This window comes from Actinoplanes sp. NBRC 101535 (assembly GCF_030269225.1).
Lineage (GTDB): Bacteria > Actinomycetota > Actinomycetes > Mycobacteriales > Micromonosporaceae > Actinoplanes > Actinoplanes rectilineatus.
Genome location: NZ_BSSY01000007.1, coordinates 295775 through 316829 on the forward strand (window position 1 = coordinate 295775; position 21055 = coordinate 316829).

At 70.8% G+C, this 21055-nt stretch carries 19 protein-coding genes; 10 read left to right on the plus strand and 9 right to left on the minus strand.

Translation table 11 applies throughout. The annotated features are described in order from the left end of the window. Nucleotides 1-246: 246 nt before the first annotated feature. Nucleotides 247-2991: a beta-L-arabinofuranosidase domain-containing protein gene (locus QSK32_RS21595; protein ID WP_285472935.1), complete on the minus strand. Its 2745-nt coding sequence runs from the start codon at nt 2989-2991 to the stop codon at nt 247-249. 255 nt (nt 2992-3246) lie between these two features. Here QSK32_RS21595 and QSK32_RS21600 point away from each other — a divergent pair, with 255 nt between their 5' ends. Continuing rightward, a complete protein-coding gene (locus QSK32_RS21600; protein WP_045743611.1) occupies nt 3247-3465 on the plus strand; it encodes a hypothetical protein in 219 nt (72 codons plus the stop codon). Between the two features lie 28 nt (nt 3466-3493). Here the strand turns inward: QSK32_RS21600 and QSK32_RS21605 are convergent, their stop codons facing one another. Beyond that, a complete protein-coding gene (locus tag QSK32_RS21605; RefSeq protein WP_045743610.1) occupies nt 3494-4624 on the minus strand; it encodes a Fic family protein in 1131 nt (376 codons plus the stop codon). A gap of 132 nt (nt 4625-4756) precedes the next feature. On the opposite strand from QSK32_RS21605, the gene QSK32_RS21610 reads away from it, so the two are divergent. Beyond that, on the plus strand, nt 4757-5275 hold the full coding sequence (locus QSK32_RS21610; protein WP_285472936.1) for a hypothetical protein: 519 nt from the start codon (nt 4757-4759) through the stop codon (nt 5273-5275). A gap of 76 nt (nt 5276-5351) precedes the next feature. Here the strand turns inward: QSK32_RS21610 and QSK32_RS21615 are convergent, their stop codons facing one another. Next, on the minus strand, nt 5352-6173 hold the full coding sequence (locus tag QSK32_RS21615; protein ID WP_063775528.1) for a YdcF family protein: 822 nt from the start codon (nt 6171-6173) through the stop codon (nt 5352-5354). Between the two features lie 31 nt (nt 6174-6204). Further along, nucleotides 6205-7005 (minus strand): hypothetical protein, encoded by an 801-nt coding sequence (locus QSK32_RS21620; RefSeq protein WP_052720586.1) that lies wholly within the window; start codon nt 7003-7005, stop codon nt 6205-6207. A gap of 263 nt (nt 7006-7268) precedes the next feature. Here QSK32_RS21620 and QSK32_RS21625 point away from each other — a divergent pair, with 263 nt between their 5' ends. The 3 genes from QSK32_RS21625 (at nt 7269) to QSK32_RS21635 (ending at nt 9418) form a co-directional block, all read left to right on the plus strand. Then, complete coding sequence (locus QSK32_RS21625) at nt 7269-7964, plus strand: HEAT repeat domain-containing protein (RefSeq protein WP_157411123.1); 696 nt, start codon at nt 7269-7271, stop codon at nt 7962-7964. A 9-nt stretch (nt 7965-7973) separates the two neighbouring features. Further along, nucleotides 7974-8912: a helix-turn-helix domain-containing protein gene (locus QSK32_RS21630; RefSeq protein ID WP_285472937.1), complete on the plus strand. Its 939-nt coding sequence runs from the start codon at nt 7974-7976 to the stop codon at nt 8910-8912. A gap of 74 nt (nt 8913-8986) precedes the next feature. Beyond that, entirely contained in the window at nt 8987-9418 is a 432-nt protein-coding gene (locus tag QSK32_RS21635; protein WP_285472938.1) for an SgcJ/EcaC family oxidoreductase, read from the plus strand. On the opposite strand, the gene QSK32_RS21640 is transcribed toward QSK32_RS21635, so the two are convergent. Further along, nucleotides 9375-10262 carry a S1 family peptidase gene (locus QSK32_RS21640; protein WP_285472939.1) on the minus strand — a complete coding sequence of 296 codons (888 nt, stop codon included), beginning with the start codon at nt 10260-10262 and terminating at the stop codon, nt 9375-9377. The two genes, QSK32_RS21635 and QSK32_RS21640, sit on opposite strands and share 44 nt — an antisense overlap. Before the next feature lie 175 nt (nt 10263-10437). Here QSK32_RS21640 and QSK32_RS21645 point away from each other — a divergent pair, with 175 nt between their 5' ends. Next, nucleotides 10438-11097 carry a response regulator transcription factor gene (locus QSK32_RS21645; RefSeq protein ID WP_285472940.1) on the plus strand — a complete coding sequence of 220 codons (660 nt, stop codon included), beginning with the start codon at nt 10438-10440 and terminating at the stop codon, nt 11095-11097. Further along, nucleotides 11094-12185: a sensor histidine kinase gene (locus tag QSK32_RS21650; RefSeq protein ID WP_285472941.1), complete on the plus strand. Its 1092-nt coding sequence runs from the start codon at nt 11094-11096 to the stop codon at nt 12183-12185. The genes QSK32_RS21645 and QSK32_RS21650 overlap by 4 nt, the downstream gene beginning before the upstream one ends. Before the next feature lie 220 nt (nt 12186-12405). Here QSK32_RS21650 and QSK32_RS21655 read toward each other — a convergent pair whose 3' ends face one another. The 3 genes from QSK32_RS21655 to QSK32_RS21665 form a co-directional block, all read right to left on the minus strand. Beyond that, entirely contained in the window at nt 12406-14049 is a 1644-nt protein-coding gene (locus QSK32_RS21655; protein ID WP_285472942.1) for a phospholipase D-like domain-containing protein, read from the minus strand. A gap of 46 nt (nt 14050-14095) precedes the next feature. Beyond that, on the minus strand, nt 14096-15676 hold the full coding sequence (locus QSK32_RS21660; protein WP_045743604.1) for a peptide chain release factor 3: 1581 nt from the start codon (nt 15674-15676) through the stop codon (nt 14096-14098). Between the two features lie 183 nt (nt 15677-15859). Then, nucleotides 15860-16204, minus strand: coding sequence for a cyclic-phosphate processing receiver domain-containing protein (locus QSK32_RS21665; RefSeq protein WP_285472943.1), 345 nt, complete (start codon nt 16202-16204; stop codon nt 15860-15862). Between the two features lie 119 nt (nt 16205-16323). On the opposite strand from QSK32_RS21665, the gene QSK32_RS21670 reads away from it, so the two are divergent. Continuing rightward, nucleotides 16324-16704: a PPOX class F420-dependent oxidoreductase gene (locus tag QSK32_RS21670; RefSeq protein ID WP_045743603.1), complete on the plus strand. Its 381-nt coding sequence runs from the start codon at nt 16324-16326 to the stop codon at nt 16702-16704. Between the two features lie 44 nt (nt 16705-16748). Next, nucleotides 16749-17492 carry a hypothetical protein gene (locus QSK32_RS21675; RefSeq protein WP_285472944.1) on the plus strand — a complete coding sequence of 248 codons (744 nt, stop codon included), beginning with the start codon at nt 16749-16751 and terminating at the stop codon, nt 17490-17492. A gap of 52 nt (nt 17493-17544) precedes the next feature. Here QSK32_RS21675 and QSK32_RS21680 read toward each other — a convergent pair whose 3' ends face one another. Next, nucleotides 17545-17943 (minus strand): cellulose binding domain-containing protein, encoded by a 399-nt coding sequence (locus QSK32_RS21680; RefSeq protein WP_045743601.1) that lies wholly within the window; start codon nt 17941-17943, stop codon nt 17545-17547. Between the two features lie 132 nt (nt 17944-18075). On the opposite strand from QSK32_RS21680, the gene QSK32_RS21685 reads away from it, so the two are divergent. After that, nucleotides 18076-21048: an AfsR/SARP family transcriptional regulator gene (locus QSK32_RS21685; RefSeq protein ID WP_285472945.1), complete on the plus strand. Its 2973-nt coding sequence runs from the start codon at nt 18076-18078 to the stop codon at nt 21046-21048. Nucleotides 21049-21055 lie beyond the last annotated feature (7 nt).

Consider the following 21055-nt stretch of genomic DNA (forward strand, 5'->3'; position numbering starts at 1 on the left):
CCCCTGGGAGAACAGGAACCGGAGAGGCGGCCGGGCCCCTGACCAGTCGCAGCGCGGGGACACGCACGACACCCCGCGAACAGCTGAGTCCGAGACGTCACCGTGCCCGCACCCCTCGAGCTAGCACCCGGCGCTGCTTCACCACGGGCTGGACAACGCTGAACGCTAGCCGGACCGCGAAACAGCACCCGACGACAACGTCAGCGCGCTCAACTGGCCGCGATCCGGGTAAACGGCGCGGGCCCGTCAGGCGACCGCACGGACCGCGGTGACCTCCGCCTCCGTCAGTAGACCGGCGGCCTGCCAGTCGCGCGTCAAGCCGGTCACCGCGCGCTGGAACGTGCGGCGGCCGGCGAACGGCGCGCTCGACCACAACCGGTCCAGGAATGTGGTGCCGGTGGGGTCGGGACGGTTCGGGACACCCGAGTCGACGCCGAAGAAGACGATGCGGGGCTCGTCACGGCGGAAATAGGCGTGGTACGCGGCGGTGTCGCCGATGTGGAACGGACCGAACTCGACCTCACCGGCACGGAACGTCAGCGGTGCGGTTCCGGGCTTCACCACCTCGGCGAGATCGCCGGTCAGCGGCAGACTTCCGTACCACGACATCGGCAGGTAGGACGACTGTGCGGACTTGGCGATCAGGGCCAGCGGGCCGTAGAGCAGGGCCTGCAGCGACGGGTCGTCCAGGGCGCGTTCGACGCGGAGGCGGAACGGCAGGGTCAGCCCGACCCGGTCGCCGGAACGCCACTGTCGCCGGAGGCTGACGTAACCGGTGGCGTCCACGCGTACCCGCTGGACCTTGTCGTTGAGGGTGACCGAGAAGTCGTCGCGCGCCCACGACGGGATCCGCAGGCGCAGATCCAGGAGACCGTTTCCGGTCACTGTCAGGGTGGTCGTTCCCGGACTCGGCCAGCTGCCGGTCTGGGTGATCGTGAGGCCCCGGGCGGTCCAGCGCAGTGTCGACGGCAGGAACAGGTTGACGTAGAGGACGTCACCGCGGGCCGACCGGAAATAGATGGAATCCTGGTATTTGGTGTGGTTCTCCAGGCCGGTGCCGCCGCAGCAGGTGCCGATGTTGCCGTAGTCGCGGCGCACGCCCGGGCCGACCGGGACCATGTAGGTGACCAGCGGATCCTCGGTGCTGTCGGCGTCCCGGCGGGAGCCGAGGATCTGGTTGACCAGGGTCTTCTCGTAGTAGTCGAAGAACGCCGCGTCCGGTGCGTGCAGGAAGAGGTTCCGGGCGACCTTGAGCATGTTGTAGGCGGCGCACGATTCGGCGTTCGTCGTCGTGACGATGCTGGCGGCGATCGCGTCGCGCTTGCGGAACACCTCGCCCTGGCCGGTGCCGCCGTGCACATAGGTGCGGTGCGGCACGACCATGTCGAAAAAGTTCGCGGCGGCGGTCCGGTAGTCGGGGCCTTGACCGTTCTCGAACATCCGCAGGTAGCCGAGGAACTGCGGGATGTGCTGGTTGGCGTGCCTACCGTCGAGCGTGTCGGTTCCGGACACGCAGGCGGCGAGCAGGGCGGTGTTGTCGAAACAGCGGGCGGTGACCAGGAACCGGTCGTCGCCGGTCAGCGCGAAGAGGTCGGCCATCACCTCGTTCATGCCGCCGTACTCGCCCGCGATGTAGAGCGACCACATCCGGTCAAGTTGTTCGCGTGGCAGCACGCTCAGCCGGCTATGAACCCACAGCCCCATATTTTGTACGATTCTGAGCGCCGTCCCGTTGCCCGCCAGCGTGTACGCGTCCAGCAGCCCCCGCATGATCTTGTGGCAGGTGTAGTAGGGCGCCCAGATAGCCGGATACGTCACGTATTGTTCCAGCTGGATGAACTGCGTCTCCGGATAGGCGGCGAGGAACCCGGCGTGACTCGGGCCGGGCGCCCCACCCGCACCGGTGATCACCGCCGCGTCCCAGGACCGGCCGGACGAGTCGGCGACCTTGGTCCCCGCCGTCTCGTCGAACCGGTAGGACACCAGATTGCCGGTCGCGGTCGTCAGCTCATCGGCGGACAGCGCCCGATCGAACAGCTGAAAGTCGTCGAGCACACCCGTGAAGTAAGCGTCGCCGTATTGCGAACGGCCGATCCAGTTGTTCTTCGGCGCGCCGAGGTCGGCCGGGGACAACGTCATCCCCGGGTTGGTTCCGGCGACGGTGCCGTTCACGTACAGGCTGCCGGTACTGCCCTTCCGCGTGACCGCCAGGTGCACCCACTGATCAAGGGGCAGGGGCGCGGAGCCGGTGATCCGCTGCTCGCCCGCACTGCCGGTGGTGGTGATCGCGAACCGCGGCCCGCTGCCGGCGTCCGCGGTCAGGAACATGTTGACGCCCGTCCCGGTGCCGAAGTCGAACACCCGCGACCAGGTGCGGCGCTCGGTGATCCGCACCCGGACGGTGATGGTGAAATCGGTCAGGCCGTCGACCGTGCCGTCCGGCAGGCCGACGTACTGGCCGTCGCCGGTCAGCGTGAGACCACCACCGGTCCAGCTCGGCGCGGGCGGCGGCGTGCCGGGCAGGCCGACCCGGGCGTCCCAGGCGGTTTGGCATTCATCGAGGCCATGGACGATCTGGTCCAGCTTGTCCTTGAACGCGGTGTCACCGGTGCCGGCCCACGCCTGCGCGAGCATCGACAGGAAATGGCCGCTGTAATGGCCGCGCAGATTCCCGGTCGCGTCGTCCCAGCCGCCGGGCGGTTCCGCGCCGAACGTGTCCAGGCCGGCGGCGGCCCGGAAATTGCTGAGGATCCGGTCGGCGGGATAGGCCCGGGCGTAGGCGAGCATCCGGTTCCGTTTCGCGGTGAAGACACTGTCGCCGAGATCGACCTGGTCGAGGCCGAAGGGAACGGCCTGCCAGCTCGCGGGGACCGGCAGGCCGTTGACTCGCGGCCGGTCTTCTCTTTTCAGTGCGGGACCTGTGAGCGCTGCGCCAGCGACCGCTGCCGCCGACTGCATCAACTGACGCCGGGAGATCGGGAATGCGGCCATGCGGGACACGCACCTTCCGGCCGAAAACGTTTTCGGAAACGTAAGCCCGCGGCGGATTTTCTGTCAAGACCTTCAATGTCTTAATGCTTCAGTTCTCCGGGGTTTGACGTCATGGCGGAGGCAGGGATGACCGTGTCCCTCCGCGCCCCGACCGTCGCGCTGAACTGGTCAGGTTCGGAGAAGCGATGCGGGCCAGGTGATGCCTAACGTGATCGTCATCGGGTTCGCTGATCCTCGTCGACGTCGGAGGTTTCCATGAACAAGTCGATCCGGCAGTTCCACCGCTGGACGGCGGTCGCCTTCACGGCCACCGTCATCGCCACGATCGTCGCCCTCGCCCAGGAGGAACCGGTCCTGTGGGTCTCGTACCTGCCATTGCTGCCGCTGGCGGTGCTCTTCCTGACCGGCGCCTACCTGTGGGTCCTGCCCTACCGGAGCCGGCGACGCGGAAAGGCCGACCGGGCGGCCGCATAACCCCCGAAGAATCCACGAACCGAAACACTCAGGCGTACGGGTCCCGCCCCGGTCCCCGCACGGCGGCCGCGGCGGCCTCCGCGATCTCGGCGGCGACCCCACCCAGCACGTAGACCCGGCCGGTCGCATGCCCGTGCGGCGTCAACAGTCCGGCCCGAGTCAGCGCCTGAACGTCCCGGATCGCACGGTCCCGGCTGAGGTCCTCGTCCCGCTGGTAGGTGGTGCGCCGCAACTCGCCGATCGCCGCCGCGTACAGGGCGGAGACCGTACGCTCGGCCAGCCCACGATCCTCGGCGAGACGGGCCAGATCCGTCCACAGCCGCACGGTCCACTCGTACCGGCGTTGCACGCGCTGCGCCTGCCGGTGATGCGCGGTGAGCGCGAACGTGAGCCACGGCCGGGCATCCCGCTCCGGCTGGAAACTGCCGCCCTGGGTGACCCGCAACGCCTGGTAGTACTGCAAGGTGTTGATCTGCTCGCCCAGCCATTCCTCGATGGACGAGAATTCGGGCGCGGGCTCGCCGGTGCGCGCCAGAACCAGCGTGTGCAGCGCCCGCGCAGTCCGCCCGTTGCCGTCCCGCCAGGGGTGGATCGCGACGAGGTTGAGGTGCGCCATCGCGGCCCGCGCATAGGCCGGAGCGTCCCGATCTCCGTCACGGAGCCAGTCGACGAGTTCACCCATCAGGCCAGGCACACGGTCGGCGTCGGGTCCGGTGTACATCGGCTCGAGCGGATCGGAACTCGACACGAAAATGCCGCCGGGCCGGTAGCGGCCGGGCCACTTGGCCGGCTGATATCTCGTAATCATGAAGTGAATCGCGGAGAGCGCCGTCTCCGAATACTCGAAGAAATCCATGAGCGGCGCCTGCTGCACATAGGTCATCGCGTCCCGATACCCGACAACCGCCTGCTGCGTCTCATCACTGGCGGCCGCGGAAAGCGGCGCGTGTTCCACAAGTGCGCGGGCGTCTGAGTTGCTGATCGTGATGTTCTCGATGGTGTTCGAGCCCTGGATGGCCGCCGCGAACAGACTCCGTCGCAGTTGCCCTTCCCATCGCGGCTTGGACCGCAGATGCATACCCAGCTCGGCACGCATCGTCTTCAGTTCGTCCAGCACGCGAAGGTCCGCGGCACTCAACTCCGGCATCGCGTACAGCATGCGACCATGCTATCAGCGAGATAGCACCTCGGAGGTCGATGTTTACTGCCGCGGTTCCATAGGCACACCGGTGTGCCTTTTGTAAGGCCCCCGCGAACGGCCCATGATGGCTGCACTTCGTCAGGGGGAACCATGAACATCGGGTACTGGATCGTCGCCGGGCTGCTCGCGGCCTTCTTCGTCTACGGCGGCGGCGTTAAAGTCGTGCAGAGCCGGGAACGCGGAAGGTCAGCGATCCGTCGCTCGCCTACGGGCGCCGCATCAACGCGTTGGCCGGCTGTGTGGAGCGTTATGCGCCGCTCGGATACGTCACCACGTTCGCCTATCGTCGCCAGCGACTTCCGCCACGACGAGCGGGCGCTTCTGCGGGCGTTGGACGCGCTCACCGCCAGCCGTGTCGTGTGCTTGGCGGAGGCCGAGGCGTGGGCGAAACTGCGCAAGGCCGCCAAGGCACGGGGCGAGCGGACACCCCGATCCGCCGAGGCCCGGCCGCGATGGTCGGTCTGGCACGGCGATCGGCGGCGGGCAGCACTGTTCACCCTCGGGGTGGTGCTTCGGCGTACCGAGAAAAAGCGTCCGGCTCGCGGCGGCCGCGCCCACAAGGAGGTTTCGCGGTGGCCGAGTCCTGTGTGGCGAACGACGGCCGTCTGAGCCGCACCGAGCAGGAACTCCTGCCGGAGCTGCGACGCCGTTTCGACAGGCTGCAGCGGGATTCCGGCCAGCCCGACTACGACTGGCCGAACTGGTGGCTGGCCGCCGACTCACTGCGGCTGCTGGACCTCGTCGCGGAATCCGCCCACTGCTGATCGGCGACCCGGGGCGCGGCCATCCCCGTTTCCGCCAACGTTGCGAATGCCCGGGTGACCTCGTCCGGAACGTCGACAGCGGCGATGAATCCACGACCGTCCGGCCCGTAGTCCCGGAAACGCGGAATCTCACCCATCAGCAGGGAGACGTACCGTTCCACCGGCCACATCCCCTCCGGCGGCTCCCGGAACCCGAACGCCCCGCCGACGAGCGCGACCGGCGTCCGGTGCGCCGCGAAGTTGACGATCCGCGCGTCCGGCGCGTACAGCCGGAAACCGGCATCCATCCGCCGTTGCATCGACGCGTCCTGAATGATCAGAATCCGCCGCCGCTGCTCCGGCCCGAGCATCGCCAGAACATTGCGGACGTTGCTGCCACAGTTCGTCGACTCATACTCCAACAGGTCGGCGCGCACCCCGTGCCGTTCCCGCAGGTAGCGGTCGAAGAGCGCAGCCTCCGTCTGATCCGCCACATCGTCCCAGCCCATGCACTGTCGCAGGGAGTCCCGCAGCGCGTCGGTGGAGTGCCCCTGCCCGCCGGAGATCACGAACCGGTCGGCTAGGTCGTCCTTGATCGCCGCGGCGAACAGGTCACCCCCGGCGAGGATGCTGCCGCCGTAGAGGACGGCGACGTCGACCCGCCCACCCGCCGCCTCATCGACCGCGTCCCGGTGCAGAGCGTCGACGTCCCGCAGCGCACAGAAGTCGACCAGGGTATTGAGCTGCGCCACGGCGTCGATCACAGCTCCGACCCTATCCCCGGCAGGCCGCCACCTACGGCAACATCCAGGCCGGCGGCGAACCGGCCGACTCGGGCAGACGCGGCAGCGGAAGCCAGGTTCCGTCAGGCCCGTCCGGAACGGCGGTGAGGACGCCGTCGTCACCCATCGCCCATCCGTCCGGCCACACACTGCCCATCTGCGATGGCGTGGATCCACGCGGCGCAACCTGGCGGGCACCGGCGAGGTAGGCGTTCTCATCGGAGAACGACGCCTCGGCGAAGATGGCACGGCGATGGAAGGTGACAAACCCGAAGCCAGCTGGTTCCTCGCTCACCGGTGCCCGTAGAAAGGCGCAGAGAAGGTTGACGATCATCTGCCGCTGGTCGGGGTTCTCCTGCGCGAGGCGTTCGAAAGCGTAGAGACCGGCAAGCCGCACGACGGTGTTGTCGGCGGCGAACTGTTCAGTCGCCCTGGTCAGGGTTTCGGTGAGCCGGCGGGCGGACGCGTCGGCTTCGGTGTGCCGCTGGGCCTGCACGGCGGCATCGAACTTCCGGTCCTCCTGGACGTGGGTGTGCTCAGCCATCCGCTGGCGGCGGAACTGCAGAATCAGTCCAGCGACAACACCGGCACCCGCGGCTGCCGTGGCCCCGAACGTGACCGCGTCGAAGTACCTCCCCACCTGCTCGTCGGCCGGGGCGGTCCCGGCGAGATGCCACAGGAACGCCGTGATGCCGCCGCCGGCCGCCACGAACGTCGCGGTGCTGGCCACGGTCAACCAGCCGGACAGGTACCACGGCCACCGCAGGCGATCCGGGACGCCCGTTTGCGGACCCGTGACCGGTTCAACAGACATGCCCGCATCATGCCCGAAGGCCACAACTGCGAAGGAGATCAATCCAGGGTGTGCGGCGTGGTGACATCCTGGTGTGCCACCCCGGTGGGTTCCTCATAGCCTGTCGATACGAGGGCCGTATCCGCGCCTCGATTGGGATGATCTTTCGCATGTGGGCCGAGCTCGATGAGATTCCCTGGCGGAAGATGCGGCATGAGTTCGGACGTGCCACCGACGTGCCGGGCTGGCTGCGAGCCAGTGCTAGCCCGGTCCTCGCAGAAGCCATGGAAGCCCAGTTCCAGTTTGACATCAACGTCTACTACATCGGTGGCGGGGTGAGCCCGGTCGCCGTCGCGGCGCTGCCTTACCTGGTGGACCTGGCGGCAGGGACCGCCGTCCACGGTCGTGACGACCTCATCGTGACGATCACCCGGATCCTTGGCGACGCCTGGGAAAGTCAGCAGTCGGTGGAGACCCTGGCCGGGCAGGTTCCGCGGTTGCTGGGACTGCTCGACGACCCCGACGTGCGGTTGCGGTGCCTGGCCGTCGAACTGGCCGGCGTCGGCGGACTGCCCCACGAGCAGGCCGAAGCCGCGCTGCTTCGGCGCTGGCAGGTCGAGACCGACCCGGCCGCCCGTCTCAACCTGATCCTGGTCTTCGGTGACCTCCTGGCGCGGCGTCCCGGTGACCTCCGCACCCTGCTCGACGGCCTGCTGGACAGCGAGGACCGTCAGGTCGTGCTGGCCGCTGTGCACGCGCTGGCCCGTACCGACCCGGACCTGCCGCACCGGCGGGTGCCGGAGCTGATCGCCGCCGTCCGTGACGCCGGGGTCGAAGTCTGGCAGCGCACCGGCCGGTTCGACGGGTCGCCGACTGCGATCGTCCACCACACCGGACAGCTGCTGCGCGACGGAAGCAGCGACCGGGAGGTGTTCGCCGCCGCCGTCCCTTTCGACGGTGACAGGCGTCGACCGGCATAGGTTGCAGCGATGCGAGTGAACAGTGCGGAGGCGTGGCTGCGGGCGGTCGGGGAGGCCGGTCTGCCGCCGCTGCGCAGCCGGCTTTCCGGCGGCGAGGACTTTCGGGCCAGCCTCATCGGGTACGCCTTCGGCGCGCTGCGGGTCAGCGAAGCGGTCACCCCGGCCGGGCTGTGCGTGCGGGACGAGACTCTGGTGCGGGAACGGGACCGGCGGTTCGTGCAGGTCGAGTGGGTTCGCCGGGGTGAGGTGCTGGTCGAGCAGCACGGCAACCGGGCCGAGCTGGGCCCGGCCGATCTGGTGCTCCTCGATCCGGCCCATCGGGTACGGATCACCAGCACCGCCAGCACGAACGTGACCATGATGGTGCCCCGGCACCTGTTGCGCCTGCCCGACGGCGAGCTGGCCGGGCTGTCCGCGGTCCGTCTCGGCGCGGGCTCCGGTGCCCCGGTGTCGTCGCTGGCCGGGAGCCTTCTGCAGTCGGCGGGGCAGTACACGCCGGGGGAGCGGGCCCGGCTGGGTGCGGCACTGATCGAGGTGATCGCGGTGGCGCTGTCCGCGCGGCGCGGCCGTGGCAGCAGCGTTTCCCGAGGAATGCCGGCCGTGGGGGACCAGCGGGGCCGGATCGTGGCGTTCATCGAGGCGCGGCTGCCGGACCGGGCTCTGGCGCCGGCCTTGATCGCTGCCGCGCACCACATCTCCGTACGCCGGCTGCATCAGCTGTTCGAGGACGGCCCGGAGACGGTGGCCGCGCTGATCCGGCGGCGCCGGCTGGAACGCTGTCACGCCGACCTGGCCGACCCGGTCCAGGGTGGGCGGACGGTGGCCGCGATCGCCGCCGGGTGGGGGTTCCCCGATCCGGCGTCGTTCAGCCGGCAGTTCAAGGCGGCTTACGGACTGACCGCCGGTGAGCATCGAAGACTGCACTCGTCGCCAACGATCGTGCACTGACGATCAACGGATTGGTGGGGACGGTTCGGCAGGATTGGGGGGCTTTGCTGCGTACCCCCGGAAGGTTTTTGATGATGGAACAGACTGTCGAAGCGATGGCTGCCGTCCCGTCCCGCATGAACGAGGCCTGGAACCGGGGCGACGCCGCCGGGTTCGCCGCCGACTTCGCCGAGGATGCCGAGTTCGTGGCGTTCGAGGGCACCGTGCTGCGGGGACGTGCCGCGATCGTCGCGTTCCACCAGCCGCTCTTCGACACCCTCCTGAAGGGTTCGAAGCTGGTGGACGGCGAGACGCCGTTCGCCCGGATCGTGGCGCCCGGCTACGGCGTGGTGCACCACCGGGTCCGCGTCGTGATGCCCGGCGACGACCAGCCGCTGGCCAGCCGTGACTCGATGCAGCTGTTCGCCCTGGTGTGGCAGAACGGGCGCTGGGAGGTGGCCGCCTCCCAGAACTCCCGCCTCATCACCCTGCAGACCCAGGCGGCCCTGGACGAACTCGCCGCCTGACGATCAGCAGGAGCAGGACGGCCGTCACGACACCGCCGGTCGCGCCGGCGGCGGCGAGCATCCGGTACGAGCGCGGCGGCGCGGCCATCGTGTCGTCGATCCAGCCGGCCAGGTTGTCGGTGCGGGCGCTGAAGTCGGGCCCGGTATGCGGGCAGCCCGGTCCGGAACTGACCACCGCCACCAGGGTAGGGGTACCGTCCGGGTCCTCCCGGAAGTACGGCCCACCGGAGTCGTGCGGGCACGGGCTGGTCTCCGCCGCCGGTGACCGGCCGGTCGTCTCGATGAGGGTGTCGCCGAACGCGGCGACGGTGAACAGCCCGGTCTGCATCCGGGTGGCCGGTGTGGTGTTCTGGCCGTCGTAGGTGAGCCCGTACCCGGTCAGCCGGAGCACCTCGCCGGGCACCGGCGGGCGGGCGCCGATCCGCAGCGGCGTGATGCCGGTGACCGGCTCGGCCAGCCGGACCAGGGCGACGTCGGACCCGTCGGCCTGATGGACGCCGGTCACGTCCACCTCCCGGCCTTCGCTGCTGCTCAGGTCGGTGCGGCCGGCTACCACGGTGGTCCGGTCGGCCACGGTACGGCTGACCCGCCGCTCGCCGTCGCGGAAGCAGTGTCCGGCGGTGATCACCCACTGCGGCGCGATCAGGGCTCCGGAGCAGGAGCTGTCCCGGGTGCCCCCGCCGTCGGCGGGCAGGCCGGTCATCACCAGCCGCACCGCGAAACGGTAGGCGCCGTCCGGGGCGTTCTCGCCGTACGCGATCGCCGCCGCCGGTGACGGCGACCATGGCACGATCACCGCGCAGGCCGCGAGGACCGCGACGGCATTTCTGATCAGCTTGTTCACGGCCATGATGGTGGTGACCGGGCCGTCGGCGTGCCGTCAGCGGCACTCTTATCCCCGGCTTACGTTCAGTCTGCGAGGCTGACGGGCGGGAGCCGGACGGTCGTTCGGTTCTGCGAGGCGGGCGGGAACCGGACAGTCGTTCGGTCCTGTGAGGTCGGCGGGTGGGAGGACGCGGGTGCGGGTGCTGGTGGCGGACGACGAGCGGGTGCTGGCCGACACGGTCGCCGTCGGGCTGCGCAAACTGTCGATGGCCGTGGACGTGGTCTACGACGGTGACAGCGCGCTGGAACGTCTCACCGTCAACCGGTACGACGTCGCCGTCCTCGACCGGGACATGCCCGGCCGCACCGGCGACGAGGTGTGCCGGCACCTGGTCGGCACCGGTGACGGGACGAAGGTGCTGCTGCTCACCGCCGCGGCCGGCATCCGGGACCGGGTCGAGGGGCTGGGCCTGGGCGCCGACGACTACCTGACCAAGCCGTTCGCGTTCGCCGAACTGGCCGCGCGGGTGCAGGCGCTGTCCCGGCGGTCCGGAGCCGCCCTACCACCGGTCCTCGAGCAGAACGGGATCGTGCTGGACAGCACCCGGTACACGGCGTCGCGGGACGGGCGGATGCTCGACCTGTCGGCGAAGGAGTTCGCCGTCCTGCACGTGCTGATGCGGGCCGAGGGCCGGGTGGTCAGCACCGAGGAACTGCTCGAGCAGGCGTGGGACGAGCACGCCGACCCGTTCACCAACACCGTACGGATGACGGTGATGACGCTGCGGCGCAAACTGGGCGACCCGCCGGTGCTGCGGACCGTGCGCCGGGCCGGTTACCGGATCGGCTCGTGACCGGCCGTTCGCCGGCCCGGCGGATCCTGCTGCTCTGCGCGGCGGTCCTGGTGGTGGCCCAGTTCCTGCCGTGGGTGCTGACCCGGGCCTACCTTCTGGTCGACACATTCACCCCCACCCTGTGTACGCCGAGCACCGACCGGGCCCCGGACGCCGACACGTCGGTTACCTGCACGCTGCTGTTCCACTGGCCGAACCTGCCCGGCACGCTGTCGCACGGTGTGACCCTGCTGGCCGTGCTGGCCGCCACGGTGGCCGTCTGCCGGCCGGCGGTGCACTGGTGCCTGCGCCCGCTGCGGGACATGGCCGACGTGGTCGGCGGCGCCGGACCGCAGAACCTGGGATACCGGCTGCGGCCCGGGCCGGGCTCCAGCGAGCTGGCGGTGCTGGGCCGTGCGATCGACGACATGATGGACCGCATCGCCGTCGGTTACGAGGCGCAGCGCCGGTTCGCCGCCGACGCCTCCCACGAACTGCGCACCCCGCTGGCCGTCCAGCGGACGCTGATCGAGGTCAGCATGTCCGACGAACTCACCCAGGAACAGCTCGAACTGTTGACCGACCAGCTGTTGACCACCAACGAACGCAACGAACGCCTGGTCGAGGGGCTGCTGGTGCTCGCCGAGAGCGACCGGGGACTCGCGTCGCGTACCCCGCAAAGGCTGGACCGGATCGCCGAGGCCGTGGTCGGCGCGCATCACAAACGGGCGGCCGAGGCCGGCGTGACGGTCACCACCGACCTGTGGCCGCGGATCGTGCCCGGCGAACAGGTCCTGCTGGAACGACTGGTCACCAACCTGGTCCAGAACGCGATCAAGTACAACCGCCGGGACGGCACGATCGACGTGCGGGTCGGCGAGGACCCGGCGCTGGTCGTCACCAACACCGGTGACGACGTGCCACCCGAGGAGGTGCCGGCCCTGTTCGAGCCGTTCCGGCGCCGCACGGGTACGCGCATCGACCACAGCGGCGGCGCGGGGCTCGGCCTGGCGATCGCCCGCTCGATCGTCGCGGCCCACGGTGGTGTGATCGAGGCGTCCTCGACCGGAGCCGACGGCCTGCGCGTCACCGTCACCCTGCCCCACTGATCCGCTGCCGTGCCGGTGACCGCCCTCGTCGCGTGGACCTGCCTCGCCGTGGGAACCGCGGCTCAGGCCCTCTGGCAGACCCTGCACCACCTGGACCTACGCGACGCACGCTCCGAGTACGCGTACACCTCCGCCGGTCTATCTCGGCAGTGCCGTGTTGCTCTTCGTCGCCGCGCTGGCCGGGTTCCTCGCGCTGATCAAGCGCCGGAAGACGCGCACGTCAACGTGAAATCCCACGCTCAGCGCGGAGAAGGCCCGGGCGCCGCCGTCCCTCCCGCCGCAGCACCGCCGGCGAGTAGCGGGCCGGCGTCAGCACCCACTCGGTGGGAGCGAACCCGGCCGGCGCCCCCGCCCTCCGCCACGTCTGCGGCGGCTGACCGTCCGGCAGCCATTCCCGGCGCCAGATCCCCAGGGCGGTGTCCAGGTCGGCGAGCGCCGGGGCGAGCTGTTCGCCGACCGGTGTCCGCAGATGTTCGCCCCACAGCGTGACCCGCAGGTCGCGGACGAGGCCGCCGGTAGTCACCAGCGTGGAGGTGATCTCGCTGTCGGTGCCGACCATCGAGCGGCTGAAGAAGTTCGCCGAGCCGATGCTGGCGAACACGTCGTCGACCAGCATCAGCTTGGTGTGGACGGTCAGGTTGTCGATCCGGTACATCACCACGTTGCGGCGAGCCGCGTCCGGAAGCCGGTCCAGTACCCGCCGCCGCAGGTCATGGGTGATCACCGGGGCGACGGTGCTGCTGCCCCCGTCGGTGGGATCCTTGCGGCCCGAACCGACGAGGATCACCTTGACGCCACGGCGGGCGGCGGACCGCAGGGCGTCGTACAGCTGGAATCGGGGATCCCCGCCGGGCGCCTCGTGAAAGTACTGGTCCTCGAGGTAGATGTAGCGTTCGGCGGCGCCGATGGCGGTGGCCATCGCGTGGTAGACCTCCTGGATCCCGGCCCGGACCACGTTCGCCCGCCGCATCCGGTGCCATCCGCGCCGCCGGTACAGACTCCACGGCCGGTAGGAGCGCACCACCTGCACCGCGGTGCCCTCCGCCGGATGCGACGGCTGTTCCGCGACCGGCGGCAGGTCGAGCGGCGCGTCCGGCGGGTTGATCACGACCCGTTCGCCGCTGTAGAGGTGGAAGTACTCCGGTGGCAGGTTGCTGGCGAGGAACCGCGGCGGCAGGGCTGTGGTGTTCTGCCACCGGAACTGGAACGTCTCCCGCACCCGGACGGCCGCCGGGCCGTGCAGCCGGGCCGCCGCGTCGTGCCAGCCCCAACGGTGCAGGCCGAGCCGGAGCCGCCGGTGCGGCGCGTGGTCGAAGCGGGTGGGCGACAGGTCGAGACCGCCGACGTAGGCGGTGAGCACCCCGCCGTGGCTGAACACCACCAGTTTCTGATGGTTGGATCCCAGCGCCGGACCGGACCAGTCCAGCAGCACCCGGTTCTCCAGCGTCGGCCCGCTGTCCCGCGTCGACGGTTTCCACGCCCGGATCACCCGCGCGGCCAGCGTGTTCGCTAGGAACGGCCCGACCGGCAGCCACGGCACACCACCGGAGTACTCGGCCGCGCTCAACACGATCCGCACGTCGACACCGTCGGCGGCCTTCTCGGCGAGCACGTCGGTGAACGACCGGTACCCGGCCTCGCCGACCGTCCGCCCGGTCAGATCGAGGTGCGGGTCGGCCTGATATCCGGCGATGTAGACGGCGTCGCCGGGCGCCAGCGCCGCCATGTGCCCGGCCAACTCGGCGAAGTACGACGCACCGTCGATGATCGGTGCAAACCGTGAGTTCTCGGTGAACGTCGGGCACGCCTCAGTGGCCGGCGGCAGATACCGCCCGATCAGATCGGTCAACAACGCATGCGGCATGCCGTGATTAGACCGGAACTCCGGCGGGCGTGTCGGCAACGGTCGCCTACTCCAGGTTGAGGTCCGGGTAGCGGCCGGCGATCGAACGCATCCGCCACTTGTGCGGGAAGACCGCTAGCAGGGCGCCGTCGCGGACCCGGGTCATCACCTCGACGTTCGACTCGGCCTTGAGGATCTCGCGGCCGGCCGCGTCGGTGCGCATCGCCAGCTCGTACGGCAGGAAGTCGAGATGCACCTTGACGCCGAACTCGGCCTCGAGGCGGTGGGTGGCCACCTCGAACTGCATGGGGCCGACCGCGGCGAACACCGGGGTGCCGTCGCCGCGCTGCTCGGACCGCAGCACCTGGACGACACCCTCACCGTCGAGCTGTTCGATGCCGCGCCGGAACCGCTTGAACGCGCCGGTGTCGTTGGCGCGCACCGCGGCGAAGTGCTCCGGCGGGAACGACGGCAGCGGCGGGAACTGCACCGCCGTACCCGCGTAGAGGGTGTCGCCGATGCCCAGCGCGGTGGCGTTGACCAGGCCGACCACGTCACCGGGGAACGCCTCGTCGATGGTGTCCCGGCCCTGGCCGAAGATCTGCTGCGCGTACTTGGTGGCGAACGGCTTGCCGGTGCCGGAGTGCGTGACGATCATGCCGCGTTCGAACTTGCCGGAGCAGATCCGCATGAAGGCGACCTGGTCGCGGTGCGACCGGTTCATGTTCGCCTGGATCTTGAAGACGAATCCGGAGAACGAGCCGTCGACCGGGTGTTCCGGACCGGCCAGCGTGGGCCGTGCGGACGGCGGCGGCGCGAGTTCCAGAAGAACGTTCAACAGCTGGCGTACGCCCAGATTGGCGACCGCCGCGCCGAAGAGGACGGGCGTGCTCTTCGCCGCCAGGAACTCCTTCTCGTCGTAGTCGGCGCCAGTCAGCTCGAGAAGCTCCAGCTCCTCGGTCGCGGTGGTCCAGTCCGCGCCGAACCGCTCGGCGGCCTCCTCGGCGGACATCTCCTCCTCGATGGCGAGATCCGCGCCGCCGGGGGAGCGTTCCATCCGGGTGAACCGGCCGGTCCGCCGGTCGATGACGCCCTGGAAGTGCCCGGCGATGCCGACCGGCCAGGTCAGCGGGGTCGGCTTCAGCCCGATCCGCTGCTCGATCTCGTCCATCAGCGCCAGGGCGTCCAGGCCCGGCCGGTCCCACTTGTTGATGAAGGTGATCACCGGGATGCCGCGCTGGCGGCACACCTCGAAGAGCTTCAGCGTCTGCGGCTCCAGGCCCTTCGCCGAGTCGAGCAGCATGACCGCGCTGTCCACCGCCGTGATCACCCGGTAGGTGTCCTCGGAGAAGTCGGCGTGGCCGGGCGTGTCCAGCAGGTTGATCACGGTGTCCTGGTACGAGAACTGCAGCGCGGCGGACGTCACCGAGATGCCGCGCTCCTGCTCCATCGCCATCCAGTCGGACACCACGCCCTTGCGGTCACCCTTGCCGTGCACCGCACCGGCCTGCCCGATCACTCGCGCGTGCAGGGCGAGGGCCTCGGTCATCGTCGACTTGCCGGCGTCCGGGTGCGAGATCACCGCGAACGTACGCCTCCGGGCCGCCTCCGCGGCGACCCCCGTCGCCGACGCCACGTTCTGACTCACGATCCCGCTCCCCAAACTGCCGATTTCTTAACCTTCCCATCATGCCCTCCCGGCCGGAGCGGCCGGTCCGGTGGGTGGCCCGGGGCCGACCGGGCCACGCGATGCCGGCGAGCGCGCCGGCGGACCGATCAGTCCGCCGCCGCACGGACCGATCGTTCCGTGCTGTCCCACGCCGGGCAGCGGTCAGTCGGCGTACCCGACCTCGGCGGCCCCGGTCGCCACCCGGACCGGATAGCCCCACCGCTCGAGAGCTCGGACGATCCCGGCGGCGCCGGCCGGATTCGCCGAATGCACGTTGACGACCCCGACGTCGAACGGCCGCCCGTCGAACGCGGCCTCCTCGAGAACCGCGACGACCGGCCAGATCGTGTCGTCACCCCCGAGGTCGTGATCGAGCCACAACTCGTCGATCCGCGCACCCCGGTGCCGGGCGAGCAGCGCGACACCGTCCGCACTGGTCCGGGCGACGTCGGCGGCCCGGCCGTCCCGGAACGACCGTAGATCGTCGACGAGCACCCGGAGAGTCATCCGCCCATGATGGGGACTGACCTCGCTCGACGGGTTACCGGGGGACGATGGTCGTGGCCCGACGTCTTCGGGGCCGACGCCTACCCGGGCGGACCGGGCGGCCCGCTAAGGTCAACAGCATGAGTGCCGGGGCGCAGTTCGCCGCAACCAAGCAGATCAGCCTGACCACCTACCGCAAGGACGGCACTCCCGTCGCCACGCCCGTCTGGCACGTCGTCGAGGGTGACACGATGACGATCATCTCGGAGGCGGACGCCTGGAAGGTCAAGCGGATCCGCAACAACCCGCGGGTGCGGGTGACGGTCTGCGACATCCGGGGCAAGGTGGCCGACGGGGCGACCCCGGTCGACGGGACCGCCCGGGTGCTCGACGAGCGGGAGAGCCTCGCCGCGCGGGACCGGATCGCCCGCCGCTACCTCATGTCGCGGGTGGGGAACTGGTTCGCCAAGGCGTTCCGGGTGAAGCGGAAGCCGATCGTCGGCATCGTCATCACCTTCTGAAACGGCGTCTTCTGCAGGATGGCAACACGATGCCACGATGAGCCATGACCCGACTGGTCCTCGCGGGTGCGGTGACGGCGTCCGCGATCCTGGTGCTGGTTTCCCTCGTTCCCTACTGGTACGTGCGGCGTTTCCTGGATCACCGGGCGGCCCGGCGGTTCCCGCGGATCGCGCCGGACCCCTACCTGGTGATCGCCACGGTGTGGTCGCGAACCGATGACGGTGTTCTCGCCGCGGCGGCCGCCGCGCTGCTCGGGGCCGGTCTGATCACCGTCGGCCCGGACGGGGTGGTGCGGGTGACCGATCGGGGTTCCGCGCCGCGGCATCCGCTTGAGGCCGCCCTGCTGGGCTGTCTCTACCGGGCCGGGAGGCCGGTCACCCTCGCCGAGATCCGGTCGGCCGGCGAGTGGCGGGCCCGCCGGGACGCCTTCTTCCGGGTACGCGTGGAGCTCCTGCCCCGTGGTGCCCGGCAACGGGCCGACGGTGTCGCGTGGACGGCGATGGTGATCGTGGTGGGGTTGTCGCTGTTCTACACGGTGCAGCTCACCTACTTCGGCGAGACGCTGATCGTGCCGTTCGCGGTGCTGTGGTTGCTGGTCGTCGTCCCGGTCGGCTGGACGGTCAGCGGGCGGTGGCCGCGCCGCCGGTACCTGTTCCGGGAGTACTGCGCGGAGCAGCCGCCGCACCCGGCCCTGTCCCGGCTGGACACGGCCGGCCGGGACCGGCTGGTGGCCAGCCTGGCCCACCAGCCGCCGGCCGGACGGAAGGTGCAGCCGGAACCGTGGTGACCGTGCCGGCGCCCCGGATCTGCCACGGGGCGCGGGCCGTGGAGGCGTCGACTCATGAGGTCGTGCACAGGCTGTCGTTGATGCGGAACTCGGCGGGGCGCGGTCCTTTCACGTCACCGGTGGCGTTGAAGCCGACCTGCACCGACCGGCCGGGCTCGACCTTGGCGTTGTACTCGTAGCTGGTCCCGGTGACGTTCTGGCCGTCCACCGTGAAGGTCGCCTCCCAGCCGTTGCGGAACGTCTGCGCGACCGGCAACGCGAACCGCAGTGTCCAGCCGTACAGGATGACCGTGCCGGTGTTGGTGATGGTGACCTGACCGGTGAACGACACCGCGTCGCCGTAGGTCAGGTAACCGACGTGGCAGCTCGCGGGCTCGGCGGCGAGCGCCGGGACGGCCGGGCCGAGCAGGGCCGCGGACAGGCCGGCGGCAAGGGTGAAGAATCGACGCATCACGATGGTCTCCCGTGCTTGTGGTATCGGTTCGAGCCTGCCTAAGGTTCGTCAGGGGGACTGGATCCTCACTGGACGGTGGCTGGACTGCGCTGGGCGCCGGGGGTGGGGTCGTACGCCGGGGGTGGGAGCGTGCGGATTCAGGTGCTGGGCCCGGTCCGCGCCTGGCTCGGCGACGCGCCGGTGGAGCTCACCTCGGCCGGCCGGCGCGCGGTGCTGGGCCTGCTCGCGGTGGCGGGTGGTCAGCCGCTGGGCCAGGCCGAGCTGATCGGGGCGCTGTGGGGTGACCGGCCGCCACCGAGTGCCGCCAACGTGATCCAGACCCACGTCAAGCATCTGCGCCGGCTGTTGGAGCCGGGCCGGGCGTTCCGCTCGCACAGCGCCGTGCTGCCCCGGGTCGGCGACGGCTACGCCCTGCGCGTCTCGGACGCCAACCTGGACCTGCTGTGCTTCCGGCGGCTGCTGGCAGAGGCGGCGGCCGCGCAGCGTACCGGCGAGTTGCGCACCGCGGCACGGATGCTGGCCGAGGCGCTGGCCCAGTGGCGGGGTGCGCCGCTGATGGACGTGCCGGCCCTCGCCGGACACCCCAAGATCCTTGCGCTGGCCGAGGAACGGCACGTCGCGGTGGGCCGCTACGGCGAGTTGATGATCGCGCTGGGCGCGGTGTCCGAGGTGCTGCCCGCGCTGGAGGAGGCGGCCGCGGCCCAGCCGCTCGACGAGGCCGGCCAGGCCCGGCTGATCCGCGCCTACACGGCGGCCGGGCGGCGGGCCAAGGCGTTCGCGACCTTCCACGACATCCGGCACCGCCTCGCCGACGAACTGGGCGTCGACCCCGGGCCGGAGCTGGCCGCCGCCCACACGGCCCTGCTGCGCGAACCGGCCGCGACCACCGGGGAATCCCCGCCGGCCCCCACGATCACCACCGATGAGGGGGTACGCCCGAAGCCCGCTCAACTCCCCGCGGTCGTCGCCGGGTTCACCGGACGCGACGGTGAACTCGCCGCCCTGGATCGCCTGGTCACCGGCGGCGACCAGGTCATCGTGACGGTCTGCGGCACCGCGGGTGTGGGGAAGACCGCGCTCGCCGTCCGCTGGGCGCACCGGGCCCGGGCCCGGTTCCCGGACGGTCAGCTGCACGTCAACCTGCGCGGCTACGACACCGAGGCCCCGATGAGCCCGGAGGACGCCCTCGCCGGGTTCCTCCGCGCGCTCGGCATGCCCGGCGGTGACATCCCGCCCGGACGCGACGACCGCGCGGCCGCGTACCGGAGCCTGCTCGACGGCCGTCGCATGCTCGTCGTGCTGGACAACGCCGCCACCGTCGAGCAGATCCGCCCGCTGCTGCCCGGCACCGCGTCCTGCGCGGTCGTGGTGACCAGCCGCGACATGCTGCCCGGACTGGTCGCCCGGCACGGCGCGGGCCGCCTGGTCGTGCCGCTGCTGCCCGGTGGTGAGGCGCTGACCCTGATCACCCGGCTGATCGGTGACCGGGTGCGTGACGACCCGGCGGCCGCGTCCGACCTGATCGGCCGGTGCGCGCGGCTGCCACTGGCGTTGCGGATCGCCGCGGAGCGGGCGGCCGGGCGACCGGAGACGCCGCTGCGGGACCTGGTCGCCGAACTCGCCGACGAGAGCCGCCGCCTGGAACTGCTGAACGCGGACGGTGACCCGTACACCGGGGTCGGGGCCGTGTTCTCCTGGTCCTACCGGCAACTCCCACCGGCCGCGGCCCGCGCGTTCCGGCTGCTCGGACTGGTGCCCGGACCGGACACCGGCGGGTACGCCGCCGCGGCCCTGCTGGGCACCGACGTCCCCGAGGCGGCCGCGCTGCTGGAGGTACTGGCCCGGGCACATCTGGTCCAGCCGGTGACCGCCGGCCGGTACACCCAGCACGACCTGCTCCGCGCGTACGCCAAAGATCGGGAAAGAGGTGAGGGCGACCAGGCACTCGGCCGGCACGCCGACGCCGTGCTGTACACCGCGACCAGGGCGATGGACACCCTCCACCCGGCCGAGCAGCACCGGCGGCCCCGCGTCGAGCAGCCGGACGCGCCGGTCCCACCGGTCGGTGACACCGCCGGGGCGCAGGCCTGGCTCGACCGGGAACGCGACAACCTGGTGGCGCTGGTGGCGCACACCGCGGTCCACGGCCGCCCCGGGCACGCCGTCGGTCTCACCCTGACGCTGCTGCGTTACCTGGAGAGCGGCGGGCACTATCCGGAAGCGGTCGTGATGCACGAGCACGCGGTCCGCGCGGCCCGGCTGACCGGTGACACCGCCGCGGAGGCGCAACTGCTGACCAACCTCGCGGTGATGGACGTCCAGCAGGGACACTACGAGCGCGCGGAAACGGTGCTGCGGCGCGCGGTCACCCTGGCCCGAGCCTGCGGCGACCACGCGGCGCAGGCCCGTGCGCTGGGCAATCTCGGACACGTTGACCAGTGGCGGGGCCGGTACGACGACGCCGCCGACCGGCTGCGCGAGTCACTGGCCCTGTGCCGTCTCACCGGCGACCGGGCGGCCGAGGCACGGGCGCTCGGCAACCTCGGCCAGGTGTTCAGGCGGCAGGGCCACGACGAGCAGGCCGCCGCCTATCTCAGCGAGTCCGCCCGGATCTGCCGCGACATCGGTGACGCGGTCGGCGAGGGGTACGCCCTGGTCAGCCTCGGTGACATCGCCGCTCGGCAACGCGACACCCGGCGCGCGGCCCGGGTGCACCGCGAAGCGCTGGCGATCTTCCGGCGGACGAACGAGCGCGCCGGAACCGCCCTGGCCCTGGACGGTCTGGGCGCGGTCACCCAGGACACCGTCTTCCTCCGCGAGGCCCTGGAGATCTTCCAGCGGCTCGGTGAACGCGCCGGCGAGGCCCGCGTCACCAACAGCCTCGGCGAGGTCCTCACCGTCACCGGGCAGCCCGCCGACGGCCGCGACCACCACCGGGCGGCCCTCGCCCTGGCCACCGGCACCGGCGACCGTTACGAGACGGCCCGCGCCCACGCCGGCCTGGCCCGGGCCGCCGAGGCGCTCGGCGACCCGGGCGCCGCCGAGCATCACCGGGAACAGGCCCGCAGCGGGTATGCGGCGATCGGCGCGCCCGGCTGGTGACCGCTCC